At 65.1% G+C, this 14,692-nt stretch carries 13 protein-coding genes and 1 pseudogene; 4 read left to right on the plus strand and 10 right to left on the minus strand.

Annotated elements, in window-relative coordinates; all coding sequences use genetic code 11:
- Position 1 precedes the first annotated feature (1 nt).
- A complete protein-coding gene (gene xdhC / locus EDD25_RS09325; RefSeq protein WP_134173031.1) occupies positions 2 to 823 on the plus strand; it encodes a xanthine dehydrogenase accessory protein XdhC in 822 nt (273 codons plus the stop codon).
- Between the two features lie 2 nt (positions 824 to 825).
- On the opposite strand, the gene allB is transcribed toward xdhC, so the two are convergent.
- A complete protein-coding gene (allB, locus tag EDD25_RS09330) occupies positions 826 to 2,199 on the minus strand; it encodes an allantoinase AllB (protein ID WP_134173032.1) in 1,374 nt (457 codons plus the stop codon).
- Between the two features lie 116 nt (positions 2,200 to 2,315).
- Between allB and EDD25_RS09335 the strand changes: the two genes are divergently transcribed.
- The gene (locus EDD25_RS09335; protein ID WP_198418871.1) at positions 2,316 to 3,146 is read left to right on the plus strand and encodes a COG4705 family protein; all 831 of its coding nucleotides are present in this window, start codon (positions 2,316 to 2,318) and stop codon (positions 3,144 to 3,146) included.
- Positions 3,147 to 3,348: 202 nt separating this feature from the next.
- Here EDD25_RS09335 and EDD25_RS17765 read toward each other — a convergent pair whose 3' ends face one another.
- From EDD25_RS17765 to EDD25_RS09380, 9 genes and pseudogenes are all read right to left on the minus strand, one after another.
- Entirely contained in the window at positions 3,349 to 3,516 is a 168-nt protein-coding gene (locus tag EDD25_RS17765; protein WP_198418872.1) for a hypothetical protein, read from the minus strand.
- Between the two features lie 72 nt (positions 3,517 to 3,588).
- Positions 3,589 to 4,497, minus strand: a complete 909-nt coding sequence (locus EDD25_RS09345) for an ATP-binding protein (RefSeq protein ID WP_134173033.1) — start codon at positions 4,495 to 4,497, stop codon at positions 3,589 to 3,591.
- Positions 4,494 to 5,156: a response regulator transcription factor gene (locus tag EDD25_RS09350; RefSeq protein ID WP_134173034.1), complete on the minus strand. Its 663-nt coding sequence runs from the start codon at positions 5,154 to 5,156 to the stop codon at positions 4,494 to 4,496. The genes EDD25_RS09345 and EDD25_RS09350 overlap by 4 nt, the downstream gene beginning before the upstream one ends.
- Before the next feature lie 48 nt (positions 5,157 to 5,204).
- Positions 5,205 to 6,578 (minus strand): replicative DNA helicase, encoded by a 1,374-nt coding sequence (gene dnaB / locus EDD25_RS09355; RefSeq protein WP_134173035.1) that lies wholly within the window; start codon positions 6,576 to 6,578, stop codon positions 5,205 to 5,207.
- A gap of 413 nt (positions 6,579 to 6,991) precedes the next feature.
- Complete coding sequence (gene rplI, locus EDD25_RS09360; RefSeq protein WP_134173036.1) at positions 6,992 to 7,441, minus strand: 50S ribosomal protein L9; 450 nt, start codon at positions 7,439 to 7,441, stop codon at positions 6,992 to 6,994.
- Positions 7,442 to 7,452: 11 nt separating this feature from the next.
- A complete protein-coding gene (rpsR, locus tag EDD25_RS09365; protein WP_035835236.1) occupies positions 7,453 to 7,716 on the minus strand; it encodes a 30S ribosomal protein S18 in 264 nt (87 codons plus the stop codon).
- 48 nt (positions 7,717 to 7,764) lie between these two features.
- Positions 7,765 to 8,277, minus strand: coding sequence for a single-stranded DNA-binding protein (locus EDD25_RS09370; protein ID WP_134173037.1), 513 nt, complete (start codon positions 8,275 to 8,277; stop codon positions 7,765 to 7,767).
- Positions 8,278 to 8,592: 315 nt separating this feature from the next.
- Positions 8,593 to 8,943 (minus strand): annotated as a pseudogene (rpsF, locus tag EDD25_RS17770) (30S ribosomal protein S6); the annotation flags it as partial.
- 267 nt (positions 8,944 to 9,210) lie between these two features.
- The gene (locus EDD25_RS09380) at positions 9,211 to 10,659 is read right to left on the minus strand and encodes a CCA tRNA nucleotidyltransferase (protein ID WP_134173039.1); all 1,449 of its coding nucleotides are present in this window, start codon (positions 10,657 to 10,659) and stop codon (positions 9,211 to 9,213) included.
- Positions 10,660 to 10,751: 92 nt separating this feature from the next.
- Here EDD25_RS09380 and EDD25_RS09385 point away from each other — a divergent pair, with 92 nt between their 5' ends.
- The gene (locus EDD25_RS09385) at positions 10,752 to 12,962 is read left to right on the plus strand and encodes a DUF6049 family protein (protein WP_134173040.1); all 2,211 of its coding nucleotides are present in this window, start codon (positions 10,752 to 10,754) and stop codon (positions 12,960 to 12,962) included.
- Entirely contained in the window at positions 12,959 to 14,581 is a 1,623-nt protein-coding gene (gene murJ, locus EDD25_RS09390; RefSeq protein WP_134173041.1) for a murein biosynthesis integral membrane protein MurJ, read from the plus strand. Before EDD25_RS09385 ends, murJ begins: the two co-directional genes overlap by 4 nt.
- Positions 14,582 to 14,692: the final 111 nt, after the last annotated feature.

Genomic DNA, 14,692 nt, shown 5'->3' on the forward strand with positions numbered 1-14,692 from the left:
CATGGAATGGCTGGACGCCCTCACGCGCCTGCGTGCGGCGCGCCAGGCCGGCGTGATCGTCACCGTGGCATCGGTGCGCGGCCACGCTCCGCGCGCCAGCGGGGCGAAGATGGTGGTGTCGTCGGACGACATGTGGGGTACCGTCGGCGGGGGCAATCTCGAGGTGACGGCCATTGAACACGCCCGCGGCATGATTGCGCGGAATGTGGCCGAACCGGACATGCTGACGCTGCAGCTCAGCGACAAGGCGCCGGCGATGCACGGTGTGCAGTGTTGCGGCGGGGAGGTCACGATGTTGCTGGAACCAATCCGGGTGATCCCCGCGGTCGCCGTGTTCGGTATCGGCCACGTCGGCCTCGAGCTCGCGAGGGTCCTCGTTCGCCACGACATTGAGCTTCACCTCATTGATTCCCGCGCGAGCATGGTCGCCGAGGCGCGCCTGCGCGTTCTACAGGGCAACGTGGCAACGCTGCGCGTTCACCACACCCCCGCGCCGGAAAGCGTTGTGAACGAGCTGCCGCCCGGCACACACCTGCTGATCATGACGCATGATCATGCCGAGGATATGGTGCTGTGCGACACCGCCCTCCGCCGCCGGGCATTGGGTTCCATTGGCCTGATCGGATCGAGCGCGAAATGGTCGCGGTTTCGGGTGCACCTGCTGGCGGAGGGGCACACGGATGCGGAACTGGAACGCATCCAGACCCCCATCGGAATCCGGCAGATCACGTCGAAGGACCCGGCGGCCATTGCCGTGAGCGTGGCGGCCGAGCTGCTGCGCCTCTTTGAACGAAGCGATAGCCCGGCCACGACGGCGGAGTGAGGCTACGCCTCGCCTCGGCGCAGCAGCGTTCCCCTCGGTTCTCGCCCGTCAATTTCGGTGCCGCGCAAGAAGGTCCTGCGTACCACCCCTGAAAGCGTCCGGCCCGCGTAGGGGGTGATCGGGTTGCGGTGATGCAGCCTGGCCACGTCAACGACGAAGGTGTCTTCGGGGGCGAAAATGACAAGGTCGGCGTGGTGACCGACCGCCAGGAGACCCTTACGCGCGAGGCTGGCGATGGCAGCCGGTGCTGCCGACATCCACTGCACAACCTGTTCGAGTGGGATTCCGCGCCGGTGCGCCTCTGTCCAGATCAACGGCAAGCCCAGCTGCAGTGACGACACCCCGCCCCACGCCACGGCGAAGTCGCCGCGCTCGAGGTCCTTCAAGTCGAGGGTGCTCGGGGAATGGTCAGAGACGATGCAGTCGATGGTCCCGTCGAGCAGTCCCTGCCAGAGCAGCTCACGGTTCGCGGCTTCGCGAATGGGCGGGCAACATTTGAACGCGGTGGCCCCATCCGGGATCTCTTCCGCCGTGAGCGTGAGGTAATGCGGGCAGGTCTCGACGGTGAGCCGCACGCCGTCGCGCTTGGCGTCCGCAATGATCGGCAGCGCGTCGGACGAGGATACGTGCAGGATGTGCGCTCGCGCCCCGGTCGTGCGCGCGTGCTCGATGACCTCGGCGATGGCCAGGTTCTCGGCTGCACGGGGCCGCGACGCCAGAAACGTGTCGTAGCGGTTCCCTCCGGCGGGCGGCGCCTGGTTGATCGCGTGCGCATCCTCGGCGTGCACGATCAGCACCGAGTCGAAGGACGCCACCTCCCCAAGGGCGGCATCCATCTCATGGACGGACAGGTGTGCGAATTCCTCCACACCGGAGTCCGCCAGAAAGCACTTGAAACCGAAGACGCCGGCGTCGTGCAGCGGATGCAGATCGGCCAGGTTTCCCGGCACGGCACCGCCCCAGAAGCCGACGTCGCAGAACACCTGGTCTTCGGCGACGCTGCGCTTGAGATTCAGGGCGTCGACCGTCACCGTCGGAGGGAGACTGTTGAGGGGCATGTCAATGATGGTCGTCACCCCGCCGGCAACCGCGGCCCGCGTGGCGGACGCGAAGCCCTCCCACTCGGTGCGCCCCGGTTCGTTGACGTGCACGTGGGTGTCGACGAGCCCCGGGAGCAGGGTCTCGTCGTCCGCCAGTTCAATGAGTGTCGTTCCGGTCAGGCCGGCACCGAGCGGTTCGACGGCCACGATGATGCCGTCGCGGATGCCGACCTCATGCGGTGCCACTCCGGCCGCGGTCATGATCCGGTGGCCACGAAGAACGAGGTCGTACTCACCCGCGTTCGGGAGGCCGGGGATGGGCGTGTCAGTGGTCATGTTCTTACTCTCTCAGGGTTGCGTCGGCCCGGCGACTATCGGGCGGTCGCTCGCACAACAGCACGGCCGGGAAGCCAATCAGGTTCGGTGCAGGTCTGAGCAGCCATGCTCACAGGATGACCTCACACAACGACATCATTCGGAACCAGGCCAGCGCCCGCCCGACCGACCGTGCCCGCTCGAACGCAGCGGTTCGGATGCTCAACAAGGTGCCGGAGGTCACGATCTATTTCTGGATCGTGAAAGTGCTGGCCACCACCGTCGGTGAAACCGGCGCGGACCTCTTGTCGACAACCCTCAACTGGGGTCTCTCGGTCACGACGTGGTTCATGAGCACTCTGCTCATCGCCTCCCTCGTTCTCCAGTTTCGGGCGCGACGTTACACGCCCTCGCTCTACTGGACCGCCGTCGTGTTGATCAGCGTCGTCGGCACCCTGTTCACCGACAACCTGGTGGACAATTTCGGTGTGCCGCTCTGGGTAACGACGGCCCTGTTCGCTGTGGCTCTGGCCGGGACATTCGCCGTGTGGTTTGCCCGTGAACGCACCCTGTCCATCCACACGATCCTGACGCGCAGGCGCGAGTCGTTCTACTGGCTCACGATTCTGTTCACCTTCGCCCTCGGGACCGCGGCCGGAGACCTCATTTCTGAGGGGCTCCAGCTGGGCTACGCCCTGGCCGTTGGGGTGTTTGCCGGCCTGATCGCCCTCGTCGCTGTCGCTCATTACGTGTTCACGTTCAACGTGGTGCTGTCCTTCTGGCTGGCCTACATTCTGACCCGACCGCTCGGCGCATCCGTTGGAAACCTCCTGTCGCAGGCGCACGGTGACGGCGGCCTGGGCCTCGGCACGATTGGGACCAGCCTGCTGTTCCTGGCCGTGATCGTAGCCGTCGTGATCTCCTTCACGAGGTCCGAGCGCCGGTCGCGGCTCCTGATGGCCAGGTAGCCGACGAAGACGACAATCGCCCCGGTCAGGGCGAGGGTCCCCCCACGTCGCAGCTTCCAGAAAACCAGCGCAGGAATCGCGATGATCGTACCGAACACGCTCACGAGCACGACCGCGAGCCAGTAGAGCGCGGGCAGGTAGCGCGTGGCCCGAAATTGCAGCGCGAGCACGGCGGCGAACACTCTCTACGACAAGGGCGTGCTCAGCGACGCAGCGGGTCGACGGTGGTGACCAGAAAGTCAGAGGCGGTCTCTCCCATTCCCGTGGTGAGAACCTTGGTGATCCAGAACGCCACGGTGATCTCGGGGACCTTGCTGAGGGCATCTGTTTGCGAAATGCGCTGTGTGGTTGTGTGGACGGTGTCGGTCAATGCGGACTCCTCCGCGAGGCTCTGGTGTGCGGATCTCACAACGCTAGAACCGGCCACCTGCCTCCACCCTGACTACCTCGATCGCGTGGCCACTGGGCGTGTACTCGGCAGGGTGAGCACAAACGTCGTGCGCGGTTCGCCCGGTCGCACGTCAACGTCTCCCCCGGCGGCGCGAGCGAGGCGCCGGGCCAGCGCCAGACCGAGGCCGACGCCGGGGCCGGGGCCATTGGCCGCGCGAATGCCGGGCGAGAAGAGGTCACTCGGATCGATACCGAGACCCGGGCCGTCGTCGACGACACGGATCTGGACCAGGTCCCCGCACTCCACGGCGGACACGCTGATGGCGGAGCGACTGAACCGCAGCGCGTTTTCGATCAGCGGCGCGAGCGCCCGCACCGCGACGGCCTGCGGTACCGCGAGCTCAAGCCCGGTCGACGGTGCGACGGTGACCGTTCGTTCGTCAGAACGGATGCCCGTCGTCGCCGCGGTCAGCACCTGGTCGGCGGACTCGATGATGCGCTCGAACCGTGCCCGCTGTTCGCGGGGCAGGTGGGGGTCGAGGGTGGCCAGCTCTGACTCGGCGCGCACGACCGTGAGGGGTGTGCGCAGTTCGTGAGCGAGCTCCGCACTCAGGCGCTGCTCGGCCAGGATGGCGCGGGACACCCGCGCGAGGAGTGCATCGAAAACCTGTCCGAGCTGGGTCAGCTCGTCACGCGGTTCGCCGAGGTCAAACCGGTGCGAGAGGTCATGTTCGCTCCATTCCGATGCTTTCTGGGCCATGACCGCGACCGGGCGCAGGGCGCGCCGCACGACCCAGGCCGTGAGTGCGCTGACCCCGGCCACAACCAGGACGCCGAGGCCGAGACCGAGACCCGCGAGCAGGGTGCGGTCCTGGGTGGCCCGGTAGGGCGTCAGTGAGACGCCGGCGATCACGACGCCGGCCTGCGCGGGTTCACCCTCGAGCACGGGCGGGCGGCTCATCGAAGTACGTATCCGACGCCGCGGACCGTTTCGATGCCGACCGGGGAACCCAACTCGGTGAGTTTGTGGCGCAGGCGCCGCATGTAGGAATCGATCGTGTTCTCCTGAACCATGGCGCCGTACGGCCAGGCGGATGCCACGACGTCGCGACGACGCACAACCTCGCCCGGACGTGCGGTGAGGGCGGCGAGCATGCGAAATTCGGTGGGGGTGACCGACACCTCGGCCGTGCCGCAGCGTACGGAGAATCGTTGCGGGTCGAGGCGGAGAGCCGAGTCCTCTTCGGGTGACGGGCGTCGTCGACGGGACAGTGCCTCCACCCGCACCAGTATTTCGGTCATCTTGAACGGCTTCGTCACGTAATCGTCTCCCCCGGCATGGAAGCCGGTAACGACATCGTTGAGAGCGCCCAGAGCCGTGAGGAAGAGCACGGGAGCGAATTGCCCGGCCGCGCGTAGCGCCTGGCACACGTCGCGCCCATCCGAATCCGGCAGGCCGATGTCCAGGATGATCACGTCAAGGGTCGCCTCATGGGCGAACAGGCCGAAGGCCTCCTGACCGTTGTGCGCCATCACCACGGTGTGGTTGCCCTGCGTCAACGCCTCGCGGAGCAGGCGGCGGATCTGGGGATCATCCTCGCAAACTCCGACCAGTGCCATGTCGCCATCGTACGCACCGCGAACTCACATGGACCCCAGCCAGGGTGATTAGCCGCCGGCGACCATGTCGGCGAAGCGCGAGTAGTGGCCGTGGAAGGCCACGGTGACGGTGCGCGTTGGTCCGTTACGGTGCTTGGCGACGATGAGGTCGGCCTCGCCGGCGCGCGGGTTGTCTTTCTCGTAGGCGCTCTCGCGGTGCAGCAGGATGACCATGTCGGCGTCCTGCTCGAGCGAACCGGATTCTCGCAGGTCGGAAATGGCCGGCATCTTGTCGGCGCGCTGCTCGGGGCCACGGTTCAGTTGGGACAGGGCGATCACGGGAACCTGAAGCTCCTTGGCCATGAGCTTGAGCGCACGCGAGAACTCACTGACTTCCTGCTGACGCGACTCGACCTTTTTACCGCTCGTCATGAGCTGCAGGTAGTCGATGACCACGAGTTTGAGCCCGATGCGCTGCTTGAGGCGACGGCACTTGGCTCGAATCTCGACCAGGGTCATGTTGGGGCTGTCATCGATGTAGAGCGGCGCATCGTTGATGCGACCGCGCGTGGAGGCAATGGTGGTCCAGTCCCTGGCCTCAACCGTTCCCTTACGCATGCTCTGCAGGGGAACGGATGCCTCGGCGGCGAGCAGACGCATCGCAATTTCGCTGCGTCCCATTTCGAGCGAGAAGAAGATGCTGGGCATGTCGTGCTTGATGGACGCAGCACGGGCGAAGTCGAGGGCGAGGGTGGACTTTCCGAGCGCGGGTCGGGCCGCCACAATGATCAGCTGGCCCGGATGGAAGCCGTTGGTCAGCTCGTCCATGTCGGCGAAGCCGGTGGGCACGCCGCTCATCTGGCCGTCCTTGAGCTTGGCCGCCTCGATCTCTTCAATCGCGGCCGTGACGGCGTCGGTGAGCGGAACGTAGTCTTCGGTCTGTGTGCCGCCGGTGACGGCATAGATCTCGGCCTGGGCCGTGTTGACGAGGTCGAGCACCTCGCCCTCTCCGGAATAGCCCATCTGGGCGATGCGCGTGCCTGCTTCGACCAAGCGGCGGAGCAGGGCGCGCTCGGCCACGATGGTGGAGTAGAAGCCGGCGTTGGCGGCGGTGGGAACGAGGCTCGTGAGCGTGTGCAGGTAGTCGGCACCACCGGCCCTGGTGAGTTCGCCGAGCTTGGTGAGCTCGTCGGTGACCGTGATGACGTCGGTGGGTTCACCCTGCGCGTAGAGCGAGAGGATGGCGTCGAAGATGATCTCGTGTTTGGGAACGTAGAAGTCCCCGCCCCGCACGGTCTCGACGACGTCGGCCACGGCGTCTTTGCTCAGCATCATTCCACCGAGGGCACTCTGCTCCGCAAGGAGGTCATGCGGCAGCATTCGTTCGGTCTGGCGTGGCTCCGAAGTCTTCGGCGTGGCCAGGCCCAGCTGTGCAATTGACACTCGGCACCTCTCTCTTCGCGTATTTTCAGGTGTATCAGAAGCCACTGACAGCGAGCCCCGACGCACCAACAACGTCAAGCTCGGCGCTCGCCCACACTAAATCTGCGCCGGGCGGCAAACAAACGACCCTGTGGATAACTCTGTGAGTAATCTGGGCAAAACGCCGCGTTACGTGTGCACAACCTGTGCACTCACTTGTGGATAAGTCTGGAAAACTCCAAATTAAACCGTGCTTGACCAGGGGTTAAGACTTTCCACATGGCTGTGGGAAAAGTAGTCTCAACCTTGGCTTGAATGTTCGTCATAAGGCTGCACACCTGTGCATAAAACAACCCCTTGCGTGCACATCAGGGCCCTTAATCACCTGTAGCGGAGAACCCCACTGGGGGCGCTCCGCTACCGGGTTTATCGTACTACTTTGCAGCTACCACCACGAGGGTGAGCGTTGCACTCAGTTCGTCACGAAGGCGAACAGTCGCCTTGTGCTGGCCGGTGAGCTTGATCGAGGAAAGCTCGATCTTGCGCTTGTCGACAGCACCAAGACCGGCTGCTGCAACTGCGTTAGCAACATCAGCGGTCTTGACGGAACCGAAGAGACGCCCACCAGCGCCGGCCTTGACGACCAGCGTGATCTTGGCGGCTTCAAGGGCAACCTTGAGAGCCTGTGCCTCTTCGAGGGTGGCGTGCTCGCGCGCTGCGCGGGCTGCCTTGATCTGCTCGATCTGCTTCTCGCCACCGCGGGTCCACGCAATAGCGAAGCCCTTCGGAACGAGGTAGTTGCGAGCAAACCCATTTTTGACGTCTACGACGTCGCCGGGTGCACCGAGGCCAGAAACCTCATGCGTCAGAATCAATTTCGACATGTGTGGGCTCCCTACCGGCCTGAGCCAGCGTAAGGCAGCAAAGCCATTTCGCGGGCGTTCTTGACGGCACGCGCGATGAGGCGCTGTTCCTGGACGGAGACGCCGGTGATACGACGTGCGCGAATCTTTCCACGCTCGGAGATGAACTTACGAAGGGTGGGGACATCCTTGTAATCGATGACACCTACCCGGATCGACTTCGCGGGGGCAGCGTTCTTGCCACCCTTAGCACCGCGGAGCGGCTTGCGGCGGTCGCCGCTCGACTTTCCAGCCATGATTTCCTTTGCTTTCTTAAGAGTTTTTAGCCAGGCCCAAGGCTCGGCTTAGAAGGGTGTCTCGTCGCTGAAGTTGCCCGGGCTGTTCCAGACGTCCCCACCGGATGCGGCGGGGACGCCGGATGCAGCGGGAGCGGTCGGAGCCCATGGCTCGTCCCTGCCCTGCGCGACGGGAGTGCCGCCGCGAGGACCTGACGACTGCGCGCGAGTGAGCGAGGCGGTGGCGTAGCGCAACGAAGGACCAATATCGTCGATCTCGAGCTCCATGCTCGTGCGCTTTTCACCTTCCTTCGTCTCATACGAACGCTGCTTGAGACGCCCGGAGGCAATGACACGCGAGCCCTTGGTCAGTGAACCGGCCACGTGTTCGGCGAATTCACGCCAAACGCTCGCGCGCAGGAACAGCGCGTCGCCATCTTTCCACTCACTCGTTGCGCGATCGAAATTGCGCGGAGTGGATGCGATGGTGAAGTTGGCAACCGCCAGCCCGTTCTGCGTGTAACGCAGTTCCGGATCGCTGGTGAGGTTGCCCACCACGGTGATTACGGTCTCGCCGGCCATGGTCTACTTGTCGCTTGCCTTGTCGGTCGCGTCGGCCGGAGCCTCGGTGACCTTGGCAGCAGGCTTCGCAGAAGCGGCAATCTTGGCGGCCAGTGCGGCAACGTTGGCGGCAACGTTAGCTGCCGTCTTCGTAGCAGCGGCTTCGGCCTTGACGGCAGCAGCGGCAGCGGCAGCGGCCTCGGTCTCGGCCGGAGCCTCAACCTTGGGGGCAGCCTTCGCGACAGGAGCCTCGACGACAACCGGCTTCGCAGCAGCGGCAACCTTGGCAGCCTGTGCGGCTACGACGGCTTCGGCCTTGGCGGCAATTACCTTCGGGTTGGCTGCCTTGCGGGCGGCCTTCTCGGCGGCAAGCTTGCCTGCAACGATCACCTGGGCGATGCCCTCTTCGGCGCGGAGCACCTTGGTGCGCATGACGGCCTCGGACAGCTTCAGCTGACGATCGAGCTCGACCGTTGCGTCGGCGTTCGCGGTGAAGTCGACAATGGCGTAAATGCCTTCGGTCTTCTTGTTGATCTCGTAAGCGAGACGACGGCGACCCCAGACATCAACCTTGTCAACGGTTCCGCCATCGTTGCGAACAACGTTGAGGAACTTGTCAAGGCTGGGAGCTATGGTGCGCTCATCGAGCTCGGGATCGAGGATAACCATAAGTTCGTACTGATGCATGACTAACCCACCTCCTTCGGACTAAACGGCTGCAGACTTTCTGCAACAGGAGGGTTCTGCATGTGTTAAACGTGGAGGCCGGGAATCCGGCGCACAGACAACCTGCCCAGACTACCGGATGCCGGCAACTTTCGCCACCACTGGCCCACGTTCACTGTTTCTCACCTGCGCGACCCTGTCACGACCGAGTGTGGCACCGCCGGTCTCCGCTCGCCGGGCCGTGCGAAGAAGCCGTGCGAAGTATCCATTCGCTGGCCCTGGGGAGGACTACGGGGTCGGAGGAACCTCAGCGCGCGCCGCCCACCACGCCAGCAGTCGACGGGTTGCCTCCTCGGCGCCGATGGGACCATCATCGAGGCGTTGTTCGAGCAGATACCGGTAGGCCTCACCGACCTCGGGGCCTGGTGTCACACCGAGGATGACCATGATCTGTTCGCCGTCAAGATCCGGGCGCACGGCGTCTATTTCTTCACGCTCTGCGAGGCCGGCGATGCGCGCCTCGAGGTCGTCATAGGCGAAGCCAAGCGCATCGGCCTTGCGGCGGTTGCGCGTGGTCACGTCGGCGCGAGTGAGAATGTGCAGGCGTTCGAGCTGGCTGCCCGCGTCGCGCACGTAGCGGCGCACGGCCGAGTCGGTCCAGGCTCCCTCGGTGTAGCCGAAGAAACGCAGGTGCAGCTCCACCAGGCGGGCGACCGCATTGATGGTGTCGTTGTCGAAGCGCAGGGCGCGCAGGCGCTTCTTTGCCAGCTTGGCGCCGACGACATCGTGGTGGTAGAAGCTGACGACCCCGCCGGGTTCGAGCTTGCGCGTGGCCGGCTTGCCGATGTCGTGCAGCAAAGCCGCGAGGCGCACGATGAGGTCGCCGGCGGGATCGAGCCTGCCGCGGGATTTCTCGTAGCCGATGGCCTGCTCGAGCACCGTGAGCGTGTGCTGGTAGACGTCTTTATGGTGGTGGTGCTCGTCGGTTTCGAGCTGGAGGCCCGGAATCTCGGGCAGCACGATCTGGGCGAGGCCCGACTGCATGAGCACCTCGATACCCGCCCTGGGGTTGTCGGCGAGCAGCAGCTTGGAGATCTCCTCCCCCACGCGTTCGGCCGAGATGATGCGGATGCTCTCGCTCATCCCATCCATCGCATTCGCGGTGTCGGAATCGAGCCTGAACCCGAGCTGGGCAGTGAAGCGCGCCGCCCGGAGCATGCGCAGCGGGTCATCCCCGAACGACACCTCCGGGGTTGAGGGGGTGCGCAACACTCCGGCGAGCAGGTCGTCGATACCGCCGGACGGGTCGATGAGCGTGACCGCCGGCAGCCGCAGGGCGAGCGAGTTGACCGTGAAGTCCCGCCGCAGGAGATCGTCCTCAAGGCTCGTGCCGAAGACCACATCGGGTTTGCGTGTCTCACCGTCGTAACTGTCAGCGCGGTACGTCGTTATCTCCACGGTTTCGCCGTCCATCACCGCACCGATGGTGCCGAACGCCCGACCAATGTCCCACTGGGCGTCGGAAATCGGTTTAACGAGCCTGAGGATCTGGTCGGGCGTCGCATCCGTGGTGAAGTCGAGATCGTGCGTTGGCCGATTGAGAAAGGCATCACGAACTGGGCCGCCGACGAGGGCGAGTTCATGGCCGGCACCGGCAAACACGTTCGCCAAACGGGAAATTGTGGGGGACGCAGCCAGATCACCCAGCCGCTCGAGGGCTGCCGCGACACTCTGCATTCCTACATATTATCGGTTGGGAATGTTTTCCGGGACCGGCTGGCGGCTCCGGCGCAGCGTGCTCCCGGGGCGCACGTCGTAGAATTCGTTACATGATGGCCGATTGTGATCCTGCGCGCCGGCCAGTGCCCACGGCGAACCGGAGCCGGTCGACTCGCCGGCCAGCCCGCTTGCGGCGGGTCGCGGCATCCGTTCTCGTCGCTGCGATGCTCGGTTTTCTCGGTACGCCCGCCCTCGCAACGACCGGCGGGGCGGCGCGCACCGCAACAACCGAATTCGACGATGTCTCGGTCACCGTCACCCCCGCGGCGTCGGCGTCGCTGCACCCCGGCGAAGATCTCGCCCTGACGGTGACGGTCGAAAACGGAACCGGTGCAACGGTGGGCCTCGGCACCGTTGATGTGTCGCTCGCGCAGCGCGCCCTGACCAGCCGGGTGGCGCTGGAGAATTGGTTGCGACCGGAGAAGGATTCCAACAGCGGTGACCTGCTGCTCGGCACACCGACCACCGAGCCGATCGCGGCCGGCACGACACTGATCATGCCGGTGACGGTGCCCGCCGCAGACGTTGGACTCAGCGTTCGTAATGCGTGGGGGGCCCGCGGTGTGGCCGCAACATTCACCGTCGATGGCGCGACGGCCGAAGGTCGCGGCACCTTCGTATGGGATCTGGGCGACACCGTGACCCCGGTTTCCCTCGCCACGGTGGCCCGAATCACGACCCCGGAGACCACGGACGGCCTGCTATCCACCACCGACCTGCAAGCGTTTACAGGGTCGTCCGGCCTACTGACAGCGCAGCTCGATGCCGTGTTCGACCGTCCGGTCGCGATCGCGATCGACCCCCGCATCATCGTCTCGATTCGCCTACTCGGAAATGCGGCGCCCCCGAGCGCCACAACCTGGCTCGACCGGCTTTCCAGGGCCACCAACGATATATTCCCGTTGCGGTATGCAAATTCAGATGCGTCTCTTGAGGCGCAATCCGGCGCAGAAACGCTTCTGGAGCCCCTCCCCTTCGGAGCACTCATCGATCCCGCGAACTTCGCGACCGTGCCAGAGGCCACATCGCCCACGACGCCGATGGTGCCGGAGCTCGTCGCCGGCCGGGTGCCCACGACGGCCGAGCTATTGGCCTGGGACTACACGGCAACCGACATTGTCTGGCCGCGAGGCAATGCCGTCGCCCGCTCAGACCTCGAGATGTTCACGGCGAACGGCCTCACCACCACCATCCTGTCGAGCGGCAACGCGCGGCAATCCGATTCCTTCACTCCCAACAGTGTCTTCGCCCACCCCGACGGCCGGGGCCTCGTGGCCGACCGGGCCGTGAGCGACGCCATCAACGAGGCTGCCCAGGCGCGCACGGCCGCCGCCTGGCGCGAGGCAGTCGCCGAGGCGCAGTCCCTGCTCGCAATCGTCTCGGCCGAGGATGTCCGCAGCCCGCGCACCCTGCTGGCCACCCTCGACCATGTCGTGCCCTCCGCCGGCAACCGGCTCGGCGAGACCCTCAATGCGCTCGCCGGCGTGCCGTGGGAAACGCCAGCATCGCTCGCTAACGCTGTCAGCGCGCCCGTCGCGAACACCGTCGAATTTCGCGGCCGGACCGAATCCGACGACCGTGTGGACCTGGTTCGCCAGCTGCTTGCGGCCGAGAGAGAAATGACCGCGTTCGCGGCATCCGTTGCTGAACCGTTCGCGGTGACCGCGCCACACCGACTCAACCTGCTCACACTGCTCTCCCCAGGCTGGACCCAGCAGCCCGACCTCTGGGAGGAGAACGTGAGGGCGAGCCTCACGAAATCCTCTGCGGTTATCAATTCGGTGACCGTCACCACGCGCGGCCCCATCAATGTGGCCGCCGAAGAGGTGGACTTCCCCATCACCCTGCGAAACGAGCTGAACCAGCCCGTAACCGTGCGCGTGCAGGTGGTTCCCTCCAATGGGCGCCTGCTCGTGGAAAGCGACATCGACGCCACGATCGACGCGAACTCGGCCCAGACGATCACAGTTCCCGTTACCGCCGCGGTGGGAAATGGGGAAGTCGCCCTGCGCGTCACCATGTACTCGCCGGACGGGGTGGCGATCGGCCAACCGGCTGTTATCGCCGTGAATGTGCATGCCGATTGGGAAGGAATTGGGGCGTGGATCGTCGCATCCGTTGCCTTCCTCTTCTTCGGCTTCGGAATCTGGCGCAACATTGTGCGCCGCCGCAAGGAACGTAAGGGAGAGCCAGTGCGCGCCGACACCGATGAGGCCGAGGCGACGCCCGCCGCGGCTCCCACCGCTCGCGGGGACGAATGACTGACACGGCAACGTCCGGCGGCATCGGCCGAGCGAGCGCATTCCTCGCCTCTGGCACGATCGTGTCCCGCATTCTCGGATTCATAAAGCTCATCGTGCTCGCGGGCATCATCGGGCAATTCGGGGCGAGCGCCAACACCTTCGCCATCGCCAACCAATTGCCGAACACGGTGTACGTGATTGTGGCCGGCGGCATTCTTACCGCGGTACTCGTGCCCCAAATTGTGCGGGCCAGCCTGCATACCGACGGCGGCACGGGCTACATCAACAAACTCCTCACCCTGGCCCTCCTCGTACTGGCCGTGGCCACGATCGCGGCCACCCTGCTCGTGCCGTTCATCACCGGAATCATTGGCGTGAACCTCCCGCCCGACCAGCTGAAACTTGCCATCGCGTTCGCGTACTGGTGCGTGCCACAGATGTTCTTCTACGGCCTCTACACGCTGCTCGGCGAGGTGCTCAACGCGCGCAGGTCGTTTGGCCCGTTCACCTGGGTTCCCGTGCTCAACAACGTCGTGGCCATCGCGGGTCTGCTCGTTTTCGCTGCGCTGTACGGCGCCGATCCGAACGGTTTTCGCTCGGCCGGTGAGTTCACCGCCGCCATGATCGCCGTGCTGGCGGGCAGCGCCACACTTGGTGTGATCGCGCAGGCCGTGGTGTTGTTCTACTTCTGGCATCGCATCGGGCTGCGCTACCGGCCCGACTTCCGCTTTCGCGGCGTCGGCCTCGGCGCGGCCGGCAAGATGGCCGGCTGGACCTTCGGGATGCTCCTACTCACCACCACCGCGGGGATCATCGAGACGCAGGTCGTCACTCTCGCCGGCGACAAGGCATCCGTTGCCGTGCTCGCAACAGCGTGGCTCATCTTCATGTTGCCGCATTCGGTGATCACCGTGTCAGTGGCCACGGCGTACTTCACGCGCATGAGCGAACATGCCTCACTCGGCAAGCTCGCACTCGTGAGAACGGATGCATCGAGCGCGATTCGAGGCACGGCCCTGCTCATCATGCTGGCCACCATGGTGATCGCCGTGTGCGCCTACCCGTTCGCCCGGGTCTTCGTGGCGCCATTCGACCAGGTTCAGGGCATCGGAAACGTGATCATCGCCTTCATCCTCGGTCTCGTGCCCTTCTGCGTGCTCTTCGTTGTGCAGCGCACGTTCTACGCCCTCGGTGATACGCGCACGCCGTTCTTCTTCACACTGTTCCAGGTCGTTATCCTCATTGCCGGGGTTCTGGGCTGCTCGTTTCTGCCCGATGAGTGGATCGCGGTCGGTATCGCCCTCGTCATCACAATTTCCGGCGTCCTGCAGGCGGGCCTGGCGGCGATGCTGCTGCGACGGCGACTCGGTGGAATCGACGGCCGCCGCATCACGCGCAGCCTCGTGACGTACCTGGCGGCGGCCGTGCTCCCGGTGATTCTCGGACTGACCCTGCTGTTCCTGCTGGGCGGCACTGCGGAAGGCGGGTTCGCCGTTCTCAATCGCGTGACGGCAATCGTGTCGATGATCATCATCGGCACCGTGATGGCCGCGTCCTACCTGGGGATGCTGCTCGTCATGCGCAGCGCGGAGCTGAGCGCCTTCCTCACGCCTCTCAGGGCCCGTCTGCGCCGCTAGAACGTGGCACCGCCCCCGAGGCGGCGCGGTGCACGAGCGCCCGCGACACGAGCACTGGAATACCTGCCGATTATGATGTGTTGTACCGGGCAATGGGCCAATCAGGCCCAT

The sequence above is a fragment of the Cryobacterium psychrophilum genome (assembly GCF_004365915.1).
Lineage (GTDB): Bacteria > Actinomycetota > Actinomycetes > Actinomycetales > Microbacteriaceae > Cryobacterium > Cryobacterium psychrophilum.